This is a genomic window from Pseudomonas sp. RSB 5.4, assembly GCF_037126175.1.
GTDB lineage: Bacteria > Pseudomonadota > Gammaproteobacteria > Pseudomonadales > Pseudomonadaceae > Aquipseudomonas > Aquipseudomonas fluorescens_H.
On sequence record NZ_CP146986.1, the window covers coordinates 4,122,407 to 4,141,617 of the forward strand.

The window sequence follows — 19,211 nt, forward strand, 5'->3', positions numbered from 1 at the left end:
GAAATGCGATCAAGAGTCTTGAACACATGAGTTAAGGAAAGATTAAAGGGGATTCGTTGCTGGCTCTCGAGTGTTTTCTGGCAGGCATGACAACGCCATCTGCGTCCTCTGTCAGCCCATACAAAGTAGTTCAATCCACACAATGGGTTGTCCCGGCGCGATGCATTGCATAGGCTTGCGCGATTGTTTGCCCGCGCCTGACGCGAGCCGCCTCGAGGAGACTGTAAATGGGCCTGAATAACCAGTGGATGCAACGCGACCTCGCGGTGCTGTGGCATCCCTGCACCCAGATGAAAGACCACGAACAGCTGCCGCTGATCCCGATCAAACGCGGTGAAGGCGTCTGGCTCGAAGACTTCGAAGGCAAGCGCTACCTCGATGCCGTCAGCTCCTGGTGGGTCAACGTGTTCGGCCACGCCAACCCGCGGATCAACCAGCGCATCAAGGATCAGGTCGATCAGCTGGAACACGTGATCCTCGCCGGTTTCAGCCACCAGCCGGTGATCGAGCTGTCCGAGCGTCTGGTGAAGATGACGCCCGAAGGCCTGAACCGGGTGTTCTACGCCGATAACGGTTCATCCTGCATCGAAGTCGCGCTGAAAATGAGCTTTCACTACTGGCTCAATCGCGGCCAGCCGAACAAGAAACGCTTCGTCACCCTGACCAACAGCTACCACGGTGAAACCATGGCGGCGATGTCGGTCGGCGACGTGCCGCTGTTCACCGAAACCTACAAAGCCCTGCTGATGAACACCATCAAGGTGCCAAGCCCGGATTGCTACCTGCGCCCGCAGGGCATGAGCTGGGAAGAACACTCACGCAACATGTTTGCGGCGATGGAACAGACGCTGGCCGAAAACCATGACAGCGTCGCGGCCGTGATCGTCGAGCCGTTGATTCAGGGCGCCGGCGGCATGCGCATGTACCACCCGGTATACCTCAAGCTGCTGCGCGAAGCCTGCGACCGCTATGGCGTGCACCTGATCCTCGACGAAATCGCCGTCGGTTTCGGCCGTACCGGCACCATGTTTGCCTGTGAACAGGCCGGCATTCGCCCGGACTTCCTCTGCCTGTCCAAGGCCCTGACCGGCGGCTACCTGCCGCTGGCGGCGTGCCTGACCACCGACGAGGTCTACAGCGCGTTCTACGACGACTACCCGACCCTGCGCGCCTTCCTCCACTCGCACAGCTACACCGGCAACCCGCTGGCCTGTGCGGCGGCGCTGGCAACGCTGGATATCTTCGAGCAGGACAACGTCATCGAGAACAACCAGGCCCTGGCCCGGCGCATGGCCTCGGCCACTGCGCATCTGGTCGATCACCCGAACGTCTCGGAAGTACGCCAGACCGGGATGGTGCTGGCGATCGAGATGGTCAAGGATAAAGCCACGAAAGAGGCCTACCCTTGGCAGGAGCGACGCGGCCTGAAGGTGTTCCAGCATGCGCTGGAACGCGGGGCGCTGCTGCGGCCGCTGGGCAGCGTGGTGTATTTCCTGCCGCCGTACGTGATCACCCCGGAGCAGATCGACTTCCTCGCCGAAGTCGCCAGCGAAGGCATCGACATCGCCACCCGTGACAGCGTCAGCGTGGCCGTGCCGAAGGATTTCCACCCGGGGTTCCGCGATCCGGGCTGATTTGAATTGTTCAAGATTGTGGTGCCTGGGCTGCCGCTTTCGCGAGCAAGCCCGCTCCCACATTTGGAATGCATTTCCCTGTGGGAGCGGGCTTGCTCGCGAATGAAGTCGACACCGTTCCAACTGATTCACATCTTTCCAGAGACCCGAAATGAGACTGTCCCGCTTCTTTATCGACGCCCCCCTGAGCACCGGCGAACACGAATTGCCGGAGGCTCAGGCGCATTACATCAGCCGCGTGCTGCGCATGGCCGAGGGCGATGCGGTGCAGTTGTTCGACGGTTCCGGCCATGAGCTTCGCGGCTCGCTGGTGGAAGTCGGCAAGAAACGCGTCGTCGTGCAGATCGACGAGCAACTGCCCGGCCAGATCGAATCGCCGTTGCAGATCCACCTCGGTCAGGGCCTGTCCCGGGGCGAGCGGATGGACTGGGCGATCCAGAAAGCCACCGAGTTGGGCGTGAGCGAAATCACCCCGATCTTCAGCGACCGCTGCGAAGTGCGGCTCAAGGACGAACGCGCCGACAAGCGCCTGCTGCACTGGCGTCAGGTGGCGATCAGCGCCTGCGAACAATGCGGTCGTTCGCGGGTGCCGGTGATTCACCCGCCGCTGCTGCTGGCCGATTGGCTGAAACAGACTCAGGCCGAATTGAAACTGGTGCTGCACCCGGTGGCCGAGCCGCTGGTGAGCCATGCCAAACCGGCGACACTGGCGTTCCTGATCGGGCCGGAGGGTGGTTTGTCGGATGCCGAGGTTGAGCAGGCCAAGGGCAACGGCTTCCACGCGGCACGCCTTGGGCCGCGCGTGTTGCGTACCGAGACCGCGCCGGTGGTTGCACTGGCGGTAGCTCAACAGTTGTGGGGTGATTTCTAGGACGCCATCGCTGGCAAGCCAGCTCCCACAGGTGCTTTGTTGGCCACAACATTTGTGAGCACCCCCAAACCCTGTGGGAGCTGGCTTGCCAGCGATTGGCAGCGACCCGGTCTACAGGACATAAAACAGAATCGCCACAAAGTGCAGCAGACTCCCGGCGATCACGAACAGATGCCAGATCCCATGGGCATGGCGCAACCGGTGATCGAGGGCAAAAAAGATGATCCCCACGGTGTACAACACCCCGCCCGACGCCAGCCAGGCAAAGCCTGCCGTGCCCAAAGCAGCAATCAACGGCTTGACCGCCACCAGCACAATCCAGCCCATCACCGCATAGATCACGATCGACAGGATCCGCGCCTCGGAGCGTGGCTTGATCTCCTGCAAAATGCCGATCAGCGCCAGCCCCCAGACAATCCCGAACAAGGTCCAGCCCCACGGCCCACGCAGCGTCACCAGACAGAACGGCGTGTAGCTGCCGGCGATCAGCAGGTAAATCGAAAAGTGATCGACCTTTTTCATGATCGCTTTCTTGCGCCCGCGCACGCTGTGGTACACGGTCGAGGCGCTGTAGAGCACCAGCAAGGTAAAGGCGTAGATCGCCACGCTGACAATTTTCCACGGACTGCCGTCGAGGCTGGCAATCACCAGCATCCACACGCCGCCGATAAATGCGGCCACTGCCCCGACCAAGTGCGTCCAGGCGTTGAGTTTTTCTCCGTGATACATGTGTCACTCACCTCGTTATTCGTCACCGCAGCGCGCAAGGCTCGGGCCTTGAGCGTAAAAGCGCAATGTTTCTGTTCAACGCGGACCTGAGCACGCCACGGTAATTGGGCACAATCGGTCGATACCAAAAAGAGTCCGCGCCATGCTGATCGACGAAGAATTGACCCTGAAAAAACTCGAGGTGTTCCTCGCCTTCATGCGCACCGGCAACCTGGCGCGTGCCGCTGCCGAGTTGCAGACCAGCAATGTCAGCGTGCACCGGGCGATCCATTCGCTGGAAAGCGCCCTGCGCTGCCCGCTGTTCAAGCACGAAGGCCGCAACCTGACGCCACTGGAAAGCGCCTACGTGCTCGAAGAGCGCGCGCAGAAGCTGATCCAGGACGTGGTCGAAAGCGTGCGCCTGACCCGCGAGGCTGCCGGATTCTCCGCTGAACGCTTCAAGCTCGGCTCGCTGTATTCGCTGACGGTGAAAACCGTACCGCAACTGATCATGGGCCTGAAGATCCGTCGCAGCGAACTCAACATCGATCTGATCCTCGGCTCGAACATCGACCTGCTGTACAAGCTGAAGAACATGGAAGTCGACGCGATTCTGGTGTCGCTGGACGACACGGTCAGCGATCCGGACTGCGAGCAGATCCCGCTGTTCTCCGACGACATTTTCCTCGCCACGCCAGCAGATTCAAGATTCGCCCAGCGTCAGGAGGTCGATCTGGCGGAAGTGCGCGACGAAACCTTCATCACCCTGACCCAGGGCTTCGCCACCCATCAGGACGGCATCCGGGTGTTCAAGCAGGCGGGGTTCGAGCCGAAGGTGGCGATGCAGGTCAACGACATCTTCACCCTGCTGAGCATGGTCAGCTCGGGGGTGGGTTATGCGTTGCTGCCGGGGCGGATTGCGGCGGTGTACGAGAATCGGGTGAAGCTGATTGCGTTGCAGGAGAAGTACCGCTTGCAGCAGCACATTGGCGTGGTGTTCTTGAAGGCCAAGGAGCGCGATCCGAATCTGCTGGCGTTGCTGGCGGAGTGTCGGATGTATGCCAATCGCCAGACTTGAGACCGAGTCGCGCCCTTCGCGAGCAAGCCCGCTCCCACAGGGGAACGCATTCCAAATGTGGGAGCGGGCTTGCTCGCGAAAGCGTCAGCCCAGACAACTCAAATTCCGTATCTAGCCAACAATACCGCGAACAATGAAGAACAACAGCGATGGTCCCAGCAAACAGCCAAGCCCGGTGTGGAACGTAGCGGTCAAAGCCCCATAAGGCACCAACCGCCGATCCGTCGCCGCCAGCCCCGCGGTCACCCCGCTCACCGTACCGGCCAAGCCGCCGAACACCATCGCCGAACGTGGGTTATCCAGGCCCATCCAGCGCGCTGCGACCGGCGTGCCGACCATCACCAGAATCGCCTTGATCAATCCGGTGGCAATCGACAGCGCCATCACATCCGAGGTCGCGCCAATCGCCGCGCCGGTCACCGGGCCGACGATGTAGGTCACCGCGCCCGCGCCGATAGTGGTCATGCTCACCGCATCGCGATACCCGAAGGCCCAGGCCATGCACGCGCCGACAATGAACGGCAGGATCGTACCGAGCAGCAGCGCAATCACGCCGATCAACCCGGCCTTCTTCGCCTCGGTCGCCTGCACTTCGAACGCCGTGGCGACAATTGCGAAATCACGCAGCATCGCCCCGCCCATCAGGCCGATGCCGGAAAACAGCGTCAGATCCGCCAGGCCTTTCTGGCCGCCAGTCAGGGTGCCGCCGACCCAGGCCAGCACCAGACCGATGACGATGGCAATCGCCGAGCCGTGAATGCGCCCGAAGGTCAGGCGTTTCGAGAGAATCACCGAGACCCACATGATCACGCCGACGAAGGCGAAGGCAGTGACCAGACCGTTGTGTTCCAGACCGTTTTCAATGAGTGCCCACATGTCAGCGACCTCCTACCGGGGTGCCGACCGGCGTGACTTCCACCGGTTCGTCGGGCAACGGTTCGCCCTTGTGGGTGCGGCTGATCAAGGCAATCGTGCAGCCACAGACCACTACCGAACCGATCGCCGCGAGCACCGCCACCGGGCCGCCGTGCAGGGCGGTGACGACGTTCTGTTGCGCGGCCATCGCCACCACCACCGGAATGTACATCGCGCCCCAGAAGCCGACGCCCATTTCGCAATCCTTGGTCATGCCGCCGCGTTTCTGCATCCACAACCGCGCGCAGATCAGCAGGATCATGGCGATGCCGACCCCGCCGACGTTGGATTTGACGCCCAGCAACACGCCGAGCATGTCACCCATGATCACCCCTGCCAGCGTACAGATCGCCAGCAGCGCCACACCGTAAATAATCATTGTTGTAGTCCTCAAAGTGCATCGTCGAATGTTGTTTTTGTTGTTCGAAGCCTGAGTCGCGGCGGTTTATGGTCGGCGGCCACCCTCCTCTCGCAACAGCGCCTGCAAGGTGTCCAGACGCGCACTGTCGAAGGCAGTGACCGTGCCCGATTCAAACACCCGGCGCGCCAGCCCGGTCAGCACCGCACCGGGCGGCAGTTCAATCTGTAGCCGCACGCCGCGCTCGTAAGCGCTTTGCACGGTGCCGCGCCAGTCCACCACGCGGCACATGTTGAAGGCGAGGTCGTCGCGCAAGGCATCAGGCTTGATCAGCGGACGCGCGCGGCTGCCACTCAGGTAAGCGATTTTCGGGGTGTTCAGTGCAACCTTGGCGAAGGCTTCGGCGAGGGTTTGCGCCGGCGCTTCCAGCAACGGACAGTGTGACGGCACGCTCACCGCCAGGCGTTTGGCCAGACCGGCGCCACGACTGCGCGCCAGTTCGGCCACCGCTTGCATCGCCGCGTCGCTGCCAGCAATCACCACCTGGTTATCGGCGTTGATGTTGGCCAGGTACACCGGCGACTGCGCGCTGTGCACCTGCGCCAGCAGCGTTTCGACGGTGGATAATTGCAGGCCGATGATTGCGGTCATGCCATAGCCCTGTGGATAAGCCTGCTGCATCAACTCACCGCGCAGGCTGACCAGATGCAACGCATCGCTGAAGCTCAGCGCCCCGGCGACCACCGCTGCCGGGTACGCACCGATGGACAGGCCGGCGACGTAATCCGCCGTGAGTCCGTCCTGCAGCAATTGTCGTGAAGCAGCGACCCCGGCGATCAACAGGCACAGCTGAACCGCCCGGGTGCTGCGCAACGCATCGGCAGAATCGAGCAGCGCGACGTCTTCACCGAGCACGTCGCTGGCCTCGATCAACGCTTCCCGAGGCAAACGCTGGAGCATGCCCGGTTGTTGCGCACCCTGGCCGGGGAACACCAACAGGCTGCTCACGCTGCCTGCTCCTGCGGGTTCCACGGATCAGTGACCAGACAGGCTTGATGGGTGTTTTTCAGCAGCACCCGTGCAGACCCACTGGCCCATTCGCGCAACGCGACTGCACCGAACGGCGTCTGCAATTGCATGTCGACCCGGCACACGGCTTGATCAAAAACCGCGACCAGTTTGCGTGCCTGATTACGCGTGATCAGTTGCGGTGTCCGCAGAATCAGATCGAGGTCACTGGCCGCGTGCATCGCGGTAAAACCACTGGCCAACTCAAACCCGACACTGCCGCTGACACCCCAGACCCAGCCGCAGTCATCGAGCATTGGCCGCAGTTGTTTGAGGGCCTGCATCACTGGCAGATCGCGCTCGCAATCGACATGACTAAGCGCTTCGGGGCTGACCCGACAGGCAATCGAATCGAGCGCCATAAACGCCGCCAGCCGCTGCTCACGCAACGCACCGCGAATGCCCACCGCGACCCAACCTTCCGCGCCCACCGCGCGCCGAACCACCACCGGTTGCCCGGCAGCCAGCGACTCGATTGCCCACTGCGGCGCATCCGCCGGTAACTGCGCTGGGGTCATGCCCCACAGCAGGTCGTGGGCCAGTGGCATGTTCACCACTGCGCCCTCAACAGTTCGCGCACGCGGCTGGAGGCTTGGCGATTTTTTGCGCCGAGACGATTGCTCAAGTCAGTGCTGGCGATATCGCCGATGGCCTGTTTCAGGCACTCGGTCACCCGCGCCAGATCCTCCGCCGTCGGCTGCTCGATCTGCTGCACCGAGAGGGTTTCCCAGAGCAAACCGAGGCTGGCGTAGCTGTCGATGTCATAGGCCATCGGCGGCACGCTGGCGGCCAGCGCTTCCAGTTCCTCGACACTGCGCAAGGTCACCCGCGCCGCCGAGGCCTTGCCCATCGCATGCACCATCACCCCCGGATCGCGCAGGGCAATCAAACGGTTGGCCTGATAACCGTGAGCCAGAAACGCCCCGGACATGGCCTTGCCCACCAGCAGCGCAATCACCGGATGCCCGGCCAAACGGGCGCGGGCATAACTGTCCGCCGCACCGGCCAGGGCCTGATGAATGCCGAGGGCTTCTTCGCGACGACCGTAAGCCTGGCTCGGGACATCGACGATGGCGATGATCGGGCGCTTCTGCGCTTTGTCGCGATCTGCCGTGATCACGTCATCCACAGCCTTGGCCAGACCCCAGCCTTCGAGCAAGCCGACTTCACCGTTGCGAGCCCGTGGGAAACGGTTGTCCGGGTCAGCGACCACCGCGATAAACCGCCCAAGTTCGCCGTCGGCGACCTTCAACGATGGCGGCAAACCTTCGACCGCTTTCGCACCAGCGCTCAGGGCGTTGAACCAGTTCAAACCGCGCACGGAATAACCACTCATGAGCGCTCTCCTTGATACAGATCGCGAACCACCGACGGTTCGATTTGCTTGGCGGTGTCCAAACGGTTCAGGCATTGCAGAAACCAATCGGCGCGCTGACTGCGCGGCTTAGCGGGCAAACCCTGCTGCAGCAATTCACCGACCTGCTGACGGATCTGCGCCACATCATCGGCGACATAACGATCCACCAGACCACTGGCAAAACGTTGCTCGCCACCGGTCAGGCTCCAGATGAAGGGCCGGTCGCGGGAATCGTATTCTTCGATCCCGGCTTCCTGCTCGATCACTTGCGGGCCGTTGAGGCCGAGGCGTGCTTCCTGAGTCACCAGCAAATAGCTGCACAGCGCGGCGGCAATCGACATGCCGCCGAAACAGCCGACGCTGCCCGCGACCACACCGACCACCGGTTGGTACTGCTGCAAATCGACAATCGCCGCGTGAATATCGGCGATCGCCGCCAGCCCGAGGTTGGCTTCCTGCAAACGCACGCCACCGGTTTCCAGCAGCAGCACGGCACGGGTCGGGATGCCCTTGCGATTGTCTTCGGCGGCCAGTTCCAGCGCGCCGGCGATCTTCGCCCCGCCGACTTCGCCGAGGCTGCCGCCCTGAAACGCGCCTTCGATGGCGGCGATCACCACCGGCAAACCGTCGAGGCTGCCCTTGGCGATCACTACACCATCATCGGCTTGCGGCACCACGCCCTGGCGTTCAAGCCATGGCGACATGACCCGTTGAAACGGGTCGAGCAATTCGCGGAAGGACCCGGCATCGAGCAAGGCTTTCGCCCGTTGCCGTGCACCGAGTTCGACGAAGCTGTGCTTGTGCAACAGCGCTGCGCTGTCAGTCATGGCCGATCTCCTCGAAACCTTGTTCCAGGCGCAGACGCACCACCCCCGGCGTGGCGCCGAAATCGTGAATATCGATGGCCATCGCCGGTGGCGTGGTGCCGTCGAACATCCGCGCAAACAGATGCTGCCAGCGCTGCTGCGCACCGTTGACCGAGGTCTGCACATTGATCGTCAACTTGCCGGCCAGCCCCGGCTCGATCAGCACTTCCAGATCGCCCGAGCCGACACAACCGACCAGCGCCCGCCCGCGTGGCGGCTGCCCGGCGGGGAATTCAAAGGATAAGGTTTCCATCAAAACGCTCCCTGAAGGATGCCGTCGCGCTCGATACGATCGAGCAACAGCGTGGCGGCGAGCAAGTCGGCGGCGCCACCGGGCGAGGCATTCAATGCGATGAGTTGTTGATCCAGTTCGTGCAGGCGCCGACGCCCGGTGAGGCTGGCGCTGCCGCCAGCGTCGAGCACCGCTTGCGCACCTTGCTGCATAGCGTGCAGGCCCTGTTCACCGGCGCGGTAGAGCACGCAGGTGTCGGCCAGTTCGGTCATGATCGCCAGCAGCGCATCGAGCCGGGCGTTCTGTTCGCCGTGGCCGTTGGCGCGGCTGCGCTTGAGCTGCGGCAAGCCGCGTTGCAGCACGGACGGAAAGCCGAGTTGCGCTTCTTCGCGGGCACCGCGTGCGCCGTAGCGCAGGGCGACTTGCGCGCCGTGGCTCAATGGCTTCGGCGCGTGACGGTCATCCAGCAACGCCAGACGCGCAGCGCGCAGGGTCACGGCATTGGCGCTGGAGGATTGCGGTTCCAGTGCAGCCGCCGTCACCAATAATCCCAGCGCCCAAATGGCACCGCGATGGGTGTTCACGCCGTTGGTGGTCGTGAGCATGGCTTGCTCGCCTTCACGGCCGATCCGACCAATCGCTTCGCGCAACGTTGAATCGACTGCGCCGATTTCAACTGCGGCTTCAGCCATTTCCTTGAACGCCGGCCATAACGACAACGCCGAAGCGTGCATCAGGCCCAAGTGCAGATCGCTGTGCGCGCCATTGCCACGTCGGTCGACCAACGCAGGTTTCGGCGACAGATCGGCTTCGTCGATCAGCGCATCCACCGCCAGATCGGCCAGGCGTTCGCTCAGGCTCAGGGGTTTCGCTTGCAGATTGAGTGCGTGCATTACCAGCTCCTGAACTTGGCGGGCGGGTTGTAGAGGCCGCCGGACCACTCGACCAGATCGGCCACGCTTTTCGCCGCCAGCAGTTCGCGGGTGGCGTCGGTGCGACGGATGCCGAGGTCTTCGGGCAAGGCGATCAGACCTTCGCGGCGCATGCGTTCGGTGTCTTTCGGGTTATGCCGCAAGCCGATGGCGGTCACGCCCGCAACCGCAGCGATCATCGCCTGGCGTTCTTCCAGCGAACGGGCCTTATACAGGTAGGCGATGCCCTCCTCGGTGAGCAGGTGGGTGACGTCGTCGCCGTAGATCATGATCGGCGCCAGCGGCATACCGCTTTTCTTCGCCACTTCCACCGCGTCGAGGGTTTCAACGAAGGTCGGTTTGCCACCCTCCTGGAAGGTCTCGACCATTTGCACCACAAGTTTCTTGCCGCGTTCGAGCATCGGTTGCGGCGCGTCGTCGTGGCGCATGTCGAGCCACGCCGGGGTGCCGTGACGGCGACCACGCGGGTCGTGGCCCATGTTCGGCGCACCGCCGAAACCGGCGAGGCGACCACGGGTCACGGTCGAGGAATGGCCGTCGCCATCGACCTGCAACGTCGCGCCGATAAACAGATCCATCGCGTACTGCCCGGCGAGTTGGCAGAACATCCGATTGGAACGCAGCGAGCCGTCGCGACCGGTGAAGAACACGTCCGGGCGTGCGGCGATGTAGTTCTCCATGCCAAGTTCGGTGCCGAAGCAATGCACGCTCTCGACCCAGCCGCTTTCGATCGCCGGGATCAGCGTCGGGTGCGGGTTGAGCGTCCAGTTGCGGCAGATCTTGCCTTTGAGGCCGAGGGATTCGCCGTAGGTCGGCAGGATCAATTCGATCGCGGCGGTGTTGAAACCGATGCCGTGGTTGAGCGACTGCACGTTGTGTTTTTCGTAGATCCCGCGAATCGCCATCATCGCCATCAACACGTGCACTGGTTTGATGTGGCGTGGGTCGCGGGTGAACAGCGGTTCGATATAGAACGGCTTGTCGGCCACCACCACGAAATCCACCCACGAGGCCGGGATATCGACGCGAGGCAGTTCGCTGACGTCATCGACCAACTGGTTGACCTGGACGATGACGATGCCGTCGCTGAACGCGGCCGGTTCGATCAGTGCCGGGGTGTCTTCGGTGCTGGGGCCGGTGTAGATGTTGCCGGCGCGGTCGGCCATGAACCCGGCCGAGAGCACGACGTTGGGGATCAGGTCCACCACCAGCCGCGCGTAGAGTTCGATGTAAGTGTGGATCGCGCCGATTTCCAGCAAGCCGTCTTCAAGCAACTGGCTGATGCGCAGGCTCTGGGTGCCGGCGAAGGAGAAATCGAGCTTGCGGGCGATGCCGCGCTCGAACAGATCAAGGTGCTCGGAGCGACCAACGCTGGGCATGATCATGTGCAAATCATGCAGCTTGGCCGGGTCAGCCTTGGCCAGCGAACGGGAAAGGAAATCCGCCTGCTTCTGGTTATTGCCCTCCAGCACCACCCGGTCGCCGGGATGGATCAGCGCTTCGAGCGCCGCGACGATCCTGTCACTGGGCAACACCACACCGTCGGCCAGCCCGCGCACCTTGTCGAGACGCCGCTGCTTCTCGTCACGCCGCCGCGTCCAGCGCGAGTCGGGGGAAATTGTTGTTGTCATGCTCACTCCACGGGGTTCGCTGTCGTGGAGCCAAGGTAGGCGTGTGAGCGGGGCGCATCAATCAAGCGCGGTGGTGAATCATTACGCTCAGGGTAACGATCGAGAGCGCCCTCACCCTAGCCCTCTCCCGGAGGGAGAGGGGACTGACCGAGGTGTCTGGCGCCATACATCGACCTGCCCCACCGAGTCGATTATGGATTCACAGCGGTACTTTCCGGTTGGCGAAAATTGTGAGCATCCTGCGGTCGGCCCCCTCTCCCTCCGGAAAGGGCTGGGGTGAGGGTCAGCTTTTTCGCTACTCCGTCGGCACCAACTTATCCAACACCCGATTCACCGCCATCTCCGCCACCATCACCACCTGAGCAATGCCCTGCAGCGTCTTGCGGTGCGTGCCTTGCACCAGCGCCGCATGGTTGTTGAGCATGACCGTGGCCGAGCCTAACGATTCACTGGCGTCGGCCAGTAGGGATTCGCTGTCGGCATCGGGGTTGGCCATGTACAGCGTGTTGGGGGTGTAGGGCGTGGCCATGAGGTCGGGTTTTGGCGGGCCGAGGTAATGATCGAGGGCGCGTTCGGCGGCTTCGTGGAATTTCTTCGATTCGGGGGTTTCGTAGGGGGAGGCCGTGTCTGTTGGCGGCGGACTTAGTGTTGGTTTAATCACTTTCAGGTTCCGAAATAAAGCTGGAACCGCTTCTCTGCTAAAAGAAGGGGTGGCAGCTGAACGCAGGTTAGCAGACCGGGGAACCTAAGGAAGCCGGCGCGCCGAAGCGCCCTGCGCACAGCCGCCATCGAATGCAGGCACTGAGCCTGACGATGATGTATGTGCACCCTTAGATTAACCACGAGCTGCTAAACCCGATCACTGGGAATCAGTGACGGGATCAAGTTACGCAGCATGCCCAAGGCGCACAAGCCGGCGGATTCTGGTGCATGCGTAGGCAGTGGCGCAAGGATTTGTAGGCGGATTAGGCGTAACACTGAGTGTCTTTAAACAGCTGTGCTGAATGGTGTTTATTGCGCTGTAGAAATTGAGGGCTTGTCTGTCGGATCAGAGTGAAGCGACTGGCGCCTTCGCGAGCAAGCTCGCTCCCACAGGGGATCTGTGTCGTGTCCAAAATCTGTGTTCACTGAAGTTCCAATGTGGGAGCGAGCTTGCTCGCGAAGAGGCCAGCAAGATCACCACAAACTCTGGATCAGTGAACCAGCCCAGCCGCCACCAACAACTGCTCCAGCCCCAACAAATCCGGCACCTTCGCTACCTGTTCCCCGACCTGCACCGCCGCCTGTTCCAGCGCACACAACGGCACATCGACATAACTCAACTGACTGTCGAGCTTGTACGAACGCGGGATCCCCTGCACCAGCAGCGCAATGAATTTCAGCTGTGGCAAGCCGCCAAGGGCGTTGAGGATGACGATCCGCGCGCGTTCGCCGATGACGATTTTCTGCCCGCAGGCCGACTCGAAACTCAGCAGCGGAATCTGCCGTTCACGCCAGCTCACCCGCCCCAGATACCACGGCGGGGTGTCGAGATCGAAGGCGCTGGCCTGGTAGTCGATCAGTTCGGCGACGGCGACGTTGGGCAGGATCAGGTTGCGGTCGGCCAGCGGCAGCAGCAGGCCGGTGAGTTGGCTGGTGCGCGCGTTGTGGCGACGCTCATGCATGTTTCTTGCTCCAGTGGGCAATGCTTTCGAGCAGCACCGATTCCTGATACGGCTTGCCGAGGTAGTCGTTGACGCCGATGGCCATCGCGCGGTCGCGGTGTTTCTGCCCGGTGCGCGAGGTGATCATGATGATCGGCAGGTGTTGCAGACGTTCGTCGTTGCGCACCTGGGTGGCGACTTCGAAGCCGTCCATGCGCGGCATTTCGATGTCGAGCAGCATCATGTCGGGCATGTGTTCTTCGAGCAGCAACATGGCGTCGACACCGTCCTTGGCGGTCAGTACATTCATGCCGTGGCGTTCGAGCAAACGGCTGGTGACCTTGCGCACGGTCACCGAGTCGTCGACCACCAGTACCAGCAACGGCTTCTGCGGTTCGCTGTCGATTTCCGCCTGCGCCGGACGCTGTGCAACCCGCGCCTGCATCGCGCGGATCGGTGCGAGCAAATCAAGAATCAGCACCACCCGGCCATCGCCGAGAATCGTCGCCCCGGACACGCCCTGCACTGCCGCGAACTGCGGGCCGAGGCTCTTGACCACGATCTCGCGGGTGCCAGCCATCGCATCGACCTGCACCGCGATGTGCCGGTCATTGCACTGCACCAGCAACACCGGCAACGGCAGGCTCTGGCCGAGCAGTTTGGGCCGTGGCGCGGTTTTCAGCAGCTCGCCCAGATAGCACAACTCGTAGCGCTGACCGGCGTAGTGATAGCTCGGCGGATCGTTGCGGTAGTGCCCTTCCAGATCATTCGGCAACACGCGGACGATGCCTTCGATGGTGTTCAGCGGAATCGCGTATTGATCCTCGCCGCATTGCACCATCAGCGCGCGGTTGACCGACACGGTGAACGGCAGACGAATGCGGAAGTGCACGCCCTGCCCCGGCACCGAATCGATGCTCATGGTGCCGCCGAGCTGGCGGACTTCCTCATGAACCACGTCCATGCCAACGCCGCGCCCGGAAATCTGGGTGATCTTTTCCGCCGTGGAGAAGCCCGGCTGCAGGATGAACTGCAGCACGTCGCGGTCGCTGATCTCGGCGTCCGGTGCCAGCAGGCCGCGCTTGATCGCCTTGCGCCGCACCGCTTCCAGCGGCACCCCGGCACCATCGTCACGAATATCGAAAACGATGTCGCCGCCCTCGCGGGTCAGGTCCAGCGTAATCGTACCCTGCGCCGGTTTGCCCGCCGCCAGCCGCACTTCGGCCGACTCCAGACCATGGTCGACGGCGTTGCGCAGCATGTGCTCCAGCGGCGCGGCCATGCGCTCCAGCACATTGCGATCCATCTCGCCTTCGGCGTTGCCGATGATGAACGCGACATCTTTGTTCAGCTCTTCGGCGACCTGACGCACGATGCGTTTCAGGCGCGGCAGCATGCGTTCGAACGGCACCATGCGCGTACGCATCAGGCCTTCCTGCAACTCGGTGTTGATCCGCCCCTGTTGCTGCAACAGGTTCTCGGCGTCGTGGTTGCGGCGGTCGAGGGTTTCCTTGAGATCGAGCAAGTCGGAGGCGGATTCGAACAGCGCCCGCGACAGTTGCTGCAACTGTGAATGACGGTCCATTTCCAGAGGATCGAATTCTTCATAACCGAGGCGTTCGGCATCGACTTGCTGACGGCTGAGAATCCGCCCCTGGGTTTCGGTGTCGAGCCGGCGAAGCTGATCGCGCATGCGCTCGATGGTGGTTTCCATCTCGTTCAGCGCGGTTTGCGCATCGCTGACTTGCTGCTCGATACGCCCACGGAAAATCGAGGTTTCCCCGGCCAGGTTGACCAGCTCATCGAGCAGTTCGGCGGAGACCTTGACCATGTCCGCGCCGGCATCAGCGGCGGGTGCCGCAGGCTCGGTCTTGGCCGGAATCGGTTGCAGCGGTGGCGTGTCGAGAGTCACCGGGTGGCTGAAATTCTGGATCGCATTGATCAGCCGATCCGCCGGTGGGCATGGCTGCCCGGCACGCACGCCATCAAGCATTTGCGCCAGCCGGTCATGCCCGCGCTGCACCAGCGCGAACAGTTCGGCGGACGGTTGCAGCACGCCGGTAGCGAGGCTTTCGTAAAGGTATTCGAGCTCATGGGCGAGGTCGCCGATCGGGCCGATCTCGACCATCCGCGCGCCGCCCTTGAGGGTGTGCAGATCGCGCAGCAGGGTTTCCACTTCCTGGCGATTGCCCGGCTCTGCCTGCCAGCGCAGCAGCGCCGCGCCGGAGCTTTCAATGATGTCGAAACCTTCTTCGAGGAAGATTTCCAGCAGCTCCGGATCATGCGCCGCGCTGTCGTGTTCAGGCGTCGGCTGCGCCGTTTCGGGACTGCCGGCCTGGCCCTGGCGGAACTGGCGGATCGCTTCGATCAGGTCTTGCGCCGGGGTCAGCGCCTGATGGTTCTGCAACTGTTCGAGCAACTGCGCCAAGCGGTCGTGACTTTTGTGCAGCAAGCGCCCAAGCAGCTCGCTGTAACTGTGGCGACGATCCACCAGACCTTCATAAAGACTTTCCAGCTCATGGGCCAGATCGCCGATGGCATCGACTTCGGCCATCCGCGCGCCGCCCTTGAGGGTGTGCAAATCGCGCTGCAACGACGACAGCGGCGCAGCGTTGTCCGGGTCGCTCACCCAACGCTGCAAGGCCTGACCGGCACTGTCGAGAATATCCACCGCTTCTTCGAGGAAGATTTCAACGATCTCGTCGTCGGGGGCGGTCTCGGCATGGGTGTGGGCGAGTTCGGCGGTCGCGGCGCCCAGTTCGCTGATGCTCAAGGTCCTGCTGCCGTCGCTGCGAATCAGCCCCATCGCCGTCGGGTCGAGGCTTTCATCGAGCAGTTCGTGCAAGGCGCGGACGCGCTGCGGCTGTGGGGTGATTTCCTGGCCTGCAGCCAGTTCGTCGAGCATGTTGATCAACGCTTCGTGGGCGTTCTGCGCCTCCTGGAAAAACCTGTCGCTGACCGCCAGGCTGCTTTCTTCGACAGCGCCATAGAGGTCGAGCAAGGCTTCGCACAACACGTCCACCGGCAGCAGATCGGCGAGGTGCGCGCCTTCGCCGAGGGTGGTCAGTTCATCCAGCAGCGCGCTGAGTTCCTGGCGCTCGCCGGGGTGTTGTTGCCAACGCTGCAACAGGCTTTCGGCGTCGAGCAGGATGTCCATGCCCTGGGCGAGGAAGTTGTTGATCAGTTGCGCATCGCGCTTGATCCGCAGACCGGTGTTCGGCGCGTTGAGGATCGCTTCCAGGCGCTCGGCCAGCAGCGTTTCGATGCGTTTGATCAGCGACTGCGCACCGACAATCGGCGCCAGCGGATCGTGCTTGAGCTGGCGCAGACCGACGCGGAACAGGCCTTCGGCTTCGAGGAGCAATTCCACTTCATCGAGATCCAGCGGCAACTGATGCGCCTTGAACTCGCGCGCCAGCTTATCCAGCGGCGCCGCCAGTTCGGCAATCGGCAACACGCCGGCCATCGACGCACTGCCCTTGAGCGTGTGCAAGGCGCGCTGCAATTCGTCGCTGGCCGGCAGCGGCACATGCTCGGCGGCCTGATCGAGGAAGCGATTGAGGCTGGCGAGGTGGGTTTCGGCCTCGTTGCGGAAAATCTCCAGCAACAGCGGATCGAGGGCCGCCACATCGTCGACGTCTTCGGCCGCCAGCGGCTCGACACCTTTGGCCAGCGCATGCGCACGGGCCGCCAGTTGATCGACATCGCTGCGCTGACGCTGGCGGTGCGTGGCGAATTCGCTGATCAGCTCCGGCAGCAGCAACACTGTGTCGGTGAGCAACTGCTGCACCTGCGCGCCAGGCTCGACACTGTGCTCCAGCACGCGGTTGAGCAGGTTTTCCACGGCCCACGCCAGCTCGCCAAGGATCAATGCGCGAACCATGCGCCCGCTGCCCTTCAAGGTATGAAAGGCCCGACGCAATTCAGTCAGTGCGGCGCGGTCATGGGTGTCGGCCGACCAGCGCGGCAGGTATTCGTGCAGAACCTCAAGCACCTCGTCGGTCTCTTCGAGGAACACTTCGCGCAGTTCATCGTCCACCGGTTCTTCATCGGCGGGCGGCGGCATCAGGTTGCCGGGGGTGATCAAGGCCGGCGGGTTGACCGCCGACACCGGGCTGGCCAGCACCTCGGCCAGCGACTTCACGGTCTCGGGGTCATCCAGTACCTGCAGGTCTTGCATCACCAGCGCTTCGCTGGGGCTGAGTACATCGTCGAGCACCGGCACGTGCTGCTCATGTGGAAAGAACCCCAGGCTGGCGAGGCTTTTCTGTGCAACATCCAGCAGTTGTTCATTCGGCGCTTGCGGGTCGTCGCTCAGGCGTTCGAGGTAATACTCGAGGCTGGAGATGACGTCGGCGAGGTGATCCAGTTGCTGCCAGCCCGGCTCGTGCGGATCCAGCAGCAAGTGTTCGCGAATGAAGCTGTTGCAGGCCTCGACCAGACTCGCCGCGCGGCTCAGCGGAATCATCGCCAGCGCGCCGCGCACCTGGGTCAGCAGTTCCGGCAGCGGTTGCAGTTGCTGGCGATCCCAGTCGGCGTCGATGTAATCGACGATCATGTCCTTGGCCTGTTGCAGGCAGATGCGTGCTTCCTTGATCACGATCTGATGGATCTGCGTCAGATCAGTGGTCGGCAGGCGCGCGTCTTCGGGGCTTTCCGGCTCTACGGTGCCGACCATTCCGGCGAGGTTGGCTTCGACGTAAAGCAGCGCGCCGGCCACGTCCATCAGGGTCGCGTCGTTCGGTTCGCGCTGGCCCTGAACGAGGCTGAGTACCACCGCCAGTTGATCGATGATGACTTTGCGCGGCTGGCCGAAACCGAGCACCGCGAGGGTGTCGGCGATCTGCCGCAGCGGCGCCAGCAGACTCTCCAGATCGGAGGTGTGCTGACGGTCGCTGCGCACGAACAGGTCGAGGCGTTCCTTGACCCGCACCAGCTCTTCGCACAATGCCGCCAGCACCGAGCGCATCGCATCGCGGTCGGGACCGGCCAGACGCGCGCGTTCTTCGTCGACCATCGCGCTGTCGGGCAACGCGTCGTCCAGGGAGTAGCGATCTTTCATGGTCAGCATCTGCCCGGTGGGATGTTCGGCTTTGGCAATATAGAACAGCAGGCTTTTCAGCAGCTCCGGCGGGGGAGGCTGATTGAGGCCGCGCATGCCCTGTTCGAGCAGGCGCTTGAGCTCTTTGTCGGCGTCCTTGAACAGGCTGCGCAACGCCGGACTGTTGGCGATGGCGCCTTCGCGCATGCCTTCGACCAGGGCTGAAGCGACCTGCCACAGCGGACTCAACGGCGCGTCAAAGCTCAGCGCTTCGAGGCGCTGGAAGACTTTCGCCAGGTATTCGAGGTGGGTCTGGTCATCCTGCTCGCGCAGCAAACCGACCAGCGCCATTTGCAGCATCTGGCGCAATTTACGCAGCACATTGGGCAGGTCGGGAGGCTCCAGCGCGGCCAAGGCTTGTGCGCTCAACGGCGGCAAGTCCGGCAAGGGCGGGCTGAACAGGCTGGTTTCCGAGAGCAGGCTGTCGCCGCGCGCACTGCGCAGATCGTTGATCAGCGGCAGCACCACCAGCGGCAGGTCGCGGCGGGCGCTCTGCACGCGATCGAGGTAGATCGGCAATTGCCCGAGGGCTTGCAGCAGCAGGTGCAGGGCTTCGTCACGGTGGCTGACGCGCTCCTGCTGCAAGGCTTCGACCAGATGTTCCATCTCTTCGGCGAGCAAAGCGGCGCCGTAGAACTCGACCATCTGCAGGCTGCCGTGCACCTGATGAATATACGTCAGACACTCGTCCAGCCCCGGTGAGGCCTGCGGATCATCGAGCACGGCTTCAATCGCCTGATGCGCCTGCCTCAGCGTTTCGGCAATTTCACCCTTGACCCATTCGAGGGCCACGTAGTCGTGCCGGTCACCCATAACC

16 protein-coding genes are annotated in these 19,211 nt (G+C 62.8%); 3 read left to right on the top strand and 13 right to left on the bottom strand.

The annotated features are described in order from the left end of the window. Positions 1-227: 227 nt before the first annotated feature. Positions 228-1,634, top strand: coding sequence for an adenosylmethionine--8-amino-7-oxononanoate transaminase (locus tag V9L13_RS18650; RefSeq protein ID WP_338800217.1), 1,407 nt, complete (start codon positions 228-230; stop codon positions 1,632-1,634). A 151-nt stretch (positions 1,635-1,785) separates the two neighbouring features. Continuing rightward, entirely contained in the window at positions 1,786-2,505 is a 720-nt protein-coding gene (locus V9L13_RS18655) for a 16S rRNA (uracil(1498)-N(3))-methyltransferase (protein WP_338800218.1), read from the top strand. Positions 2,506-2,616: 111 nt separating this feature from the next. Here V9L13_RS18655 and V9L13_RS18660 read toward each other — a convergent pair whose 3' ends face one another. Next, complete coding sequence (locus tag V9L13_RS18660; RefSeq protein WP_007964065.1) at positions 2,617-3,234, bottom strand: hemolysin III family protein; 618 nt, start codon at positions 3,232-3,234, stop codon at positions 2,617-2,619. A gap of 142 nt (positions 3,235-3,376) precedes the next feature. Here V9L13_RS18660 and V9L13_RS18665 point away from each other — a divergent pair, with 142 nt between their 5' ends. Next, positions 3,377-4,291, top strand: a complete 915-nt coding sequence (locus V9L13_RS18665; RefSeq protein ID WP_338800219.1) for a LysR substrate-binding domain-containing protein — start codon at positions 3,377-3,379, stop codon at positions 4,289-4,291. Positions 4,292-4,402: 111 nt separating this feature from the next. On the opposite strand, the gene madM is transcribed toward V9L13_RS18665, so the two are convergent. From madM to V9L13_RS18725, 12 genes are all read right to left on the bottom strand, one after another. Next, entirely contained in the window at positions 4,403-5,167 is a 765-nt protein-coding gene (gene madM / locus V9L13_RS18670; protein WP_135296751.1) for a malonate transporter subunit MadM, read from the bottom strand. A 1-nt stretch (position 5,168) separates the two neighbouring features. Then, complete coding sequence (madL, locus tag V9L13_RS18675; RefSeq protein ID WP_003229065.1) at positions 5,169-5,585, bottom strand: malonate transporter subunit MadL; 417 nt, start codon at positions 5,583-5,585, stop codon at positions 5,169-5,171. A 66-nt stretch (positions 5,586-5,651) separates the two neighbouring features. Then, positions 5,652-6,572 (bottom strand): malonate decarboxylase subunit epsilon, encoded by a 921-nt coding sequence (mdcH, locus tag V9L13_RS18680; RefSeq protein ID WP_338800220.1) that lies wholly within the window; start codon positions 6,570-6,572, stop codon positions 5,652-5,654. Next, the gene (locus V9L13_RS18685; RefSeq protein ID WP_338800221.1) at positions 6,569-7,189 is read right to left on the bottom strand and encodes a malonate decarboxylase holo-ACP synthase; all 621 of its coding nucleotides are present in this window, start codon (positions 7,187-7,189) and stop codon (positions 6,569-6,571) included. The genes mdcH and V9L13_RS18685 overlap by 4 nt, the downstream gene beginning before the upstream one ends. Further along, the gene (gene mdcE / locus V9L13_RS18690) at positions 7,183-7,968 is read right to left on the bottom strand and encodes a biotin-independent malonate decarboxylase subunit gamma (RefSeq protein WP_338800222.1); all 786 of its coding nucleotides are present in this window, start codon (positions 7,966-7,968) and stop codon (positions 7,183-7,185) included. The genes V9L13_RS18685 and mdcE overlap by 7 nt, the downstream gene beginning before the upstream one ends. Further along, positions 7,965-8,816 carry a biotin-independent malonate decarboxylase subunit beta gene (locus tag V9L13_RS18695; protein WP_338800223.1) on the bottom strand — a complete coding sequence of 284 codons (852 nt, stop codon included), beginning with the start codon at positions 8,814-8,816 and terminating at the stop codon, positions 7,965-7,967. The genes mdcE and V9L13_RS18695 overlap by 4 nt, the downstream gene beginning before the upstream one ends. Further along, positions 8,809-9,108 carry a malonate decarboxylase subunit delta gene (locus tag V9L13_RS18700; RefSeq protein WP_003229075.1) on the bottom strand — a complete coding sequence of 100 codons (300 nt, stop codon included), beginning with the start codon at positions 9,106-9,108 and terminating at the stop codon, positions 8,809-8,811. Before V9L13_RS18700 ends, V9L13_RS18695 begins: the two co-directional genes overlap by 8 nt. Beyond that, positions 9,108-9,980: a triphosphoribosyl-dephospho-CoA synthase gene (locus tag V9L13_RS18705; RefSeq protein ID WP_338800224.1), complete on the bottom strand. Its 873-nt coding sequence runs from the start codon at positions 9,978-9,980 to the stop codon at positions 9,108-9,110. The genes V9L13_RS18700 and V9L13_RS18705 overlap by 1 nt, the downstream gene beginning before the upstream one ends. Further along, positions 9,980-11,650, bottom strand: a complete 1,671-nt coding sequence (gene mdcA, locus V9L13_RS18710) for a malonate decarboxylase subunit alpha (protein ID WP_338800225.1) — start codon at positions 11,648-11,650, stop codon at positions 9,980-9,982. Before mdcA ends, V9L13_RS18705 begins: the two co-directional genes overlap by 1 nt. Before the next feature lie 295 nt (positions 11,651-11,945). Further along, positions 11,946-12,311 (bottom strand): hypothetical protein, encoded by a 366-nt coding sequence (locus tag V9L13_RS18715; RefSeq protein WP_338800226.1) that lies wholly within the window; start codon positions 12,309-12,311, stop codon positions 11,946-11,948. A 532-nt stretch (positions 12,312-12,843) separates the two neighbouring features. Beyond that, the gene (locus tag V9L13_RS18720) at positions 12,844-13,314 is read right to left on the bottom strand and encodes a chemotaxis protein CheW (protein WP_338800227.1); all 471 of its coding nucleotides are present in this window, start codon (positions 13,312-13,314) and stop codon (positions 12,844-12,846) included. Further along, positions 13,307-19,207: an Hpt domain-containing protein gene (locus tag V9L13_RS18725; protein WP_338802881.1), complete on the bottom strand. Its 5,901-nt coding sequence runs from the start codon at positions 19,205-19,207 to the stop codon at positions 13,307-13,309. Before V9L13_RS18725 ends, V9L13_RS18720 begins: the two co-directional genes overlap by 8 nt. Positions 19,208-19,211: the final 4 nt, after the last annotated feature.

Coding starts and splice junctions, on each gene's coding strand:
- madM (WP_135296751.1), bottom strand. CDS start 5,167: ATGTGGGCACTCATTGAAAACGGTCTGGAACACAACGGTCTGGTCACT.
- V9L13_RS18725 (WP_338802881.1), bottom strand. CDS start 19,207: ATGGGTGACCGGCACGACTACGTGGCCCTCGAATGGGTCAAGGGTGAA.
- V9L13_RS18705 (WP_338800224.1), bottom strand. CDS start 9,980: ATGCACGCACTCAATCTGCAAGCGAAACCCCTGAGCCTGAGCGAACGC.
- V9L13_RS18700 (WP_003229075.1), bottom strand. CDS start 9,108: ATGGAAACCTTATCCTTTGAATTCCCCGCCGGGCAGCCGCCACGCGGG.
- V9L13_RS18720 (WP_338800227.1), bottom strand. CDS start 13,314: ATGCATGAGCGTCGCCACAACGCGCGCACCAGCCAACTCACCGGCCTG.
- V9L13_RS18660 (WP_007964065.1), bottom strand. CDS start 3,234: ATGTATCACGGAGAAAAACTCAACGCCTGGACGCACTTGGTCGGGGCA.
- madL (WP_003229065.1), bottom strand. CDS start 5,585: ATGATTATTTACGGTGTGGCGCTGCTGGCGATCTGTACGCTGGCAGGG.
- V9L13_RS18655 (WP_338800218.1), top strand. CDS start 1,786: ATGAGACTGTCCCGCTTCTTTATCGACGCCCCCCTGAGCACCGGCGAA.
- V9L13_RS18665 (WP_338800219.1), top strand. CDS start 3,377: ATGCTGATCGACGAAGAATTGACCCTGAAAAAACTCGAGGTGTTCCTC.
- mdcE (WP_338800222.1), bottom strand. CDS start 7,968: ATGAGTGGTTATTCCGTGCGCGGTTTGAACTGGTTCAACGCCCTGAGC.
- mdcA (WP_338800225.1), bottom strand. CDS start 11,650: ATGACAACAACAATTTCCCCCGACTCGCGCTGGACGCGGCGGCGTGAC.
- V9L13_RS18695 (WP_338800223.1), bottom strand. CDS start 8,816: ATGACTGACAGCGCAGCGCTGTTGCACAAGCACAGCTTCGTCGAACTC.
- V9L13_RS18650 (WP_338800217.1), top strand. CDS start 228: ATGGGCCTGAATAACCAGTGGATGCAACGCGACCTCGCGGTGCTGTGG.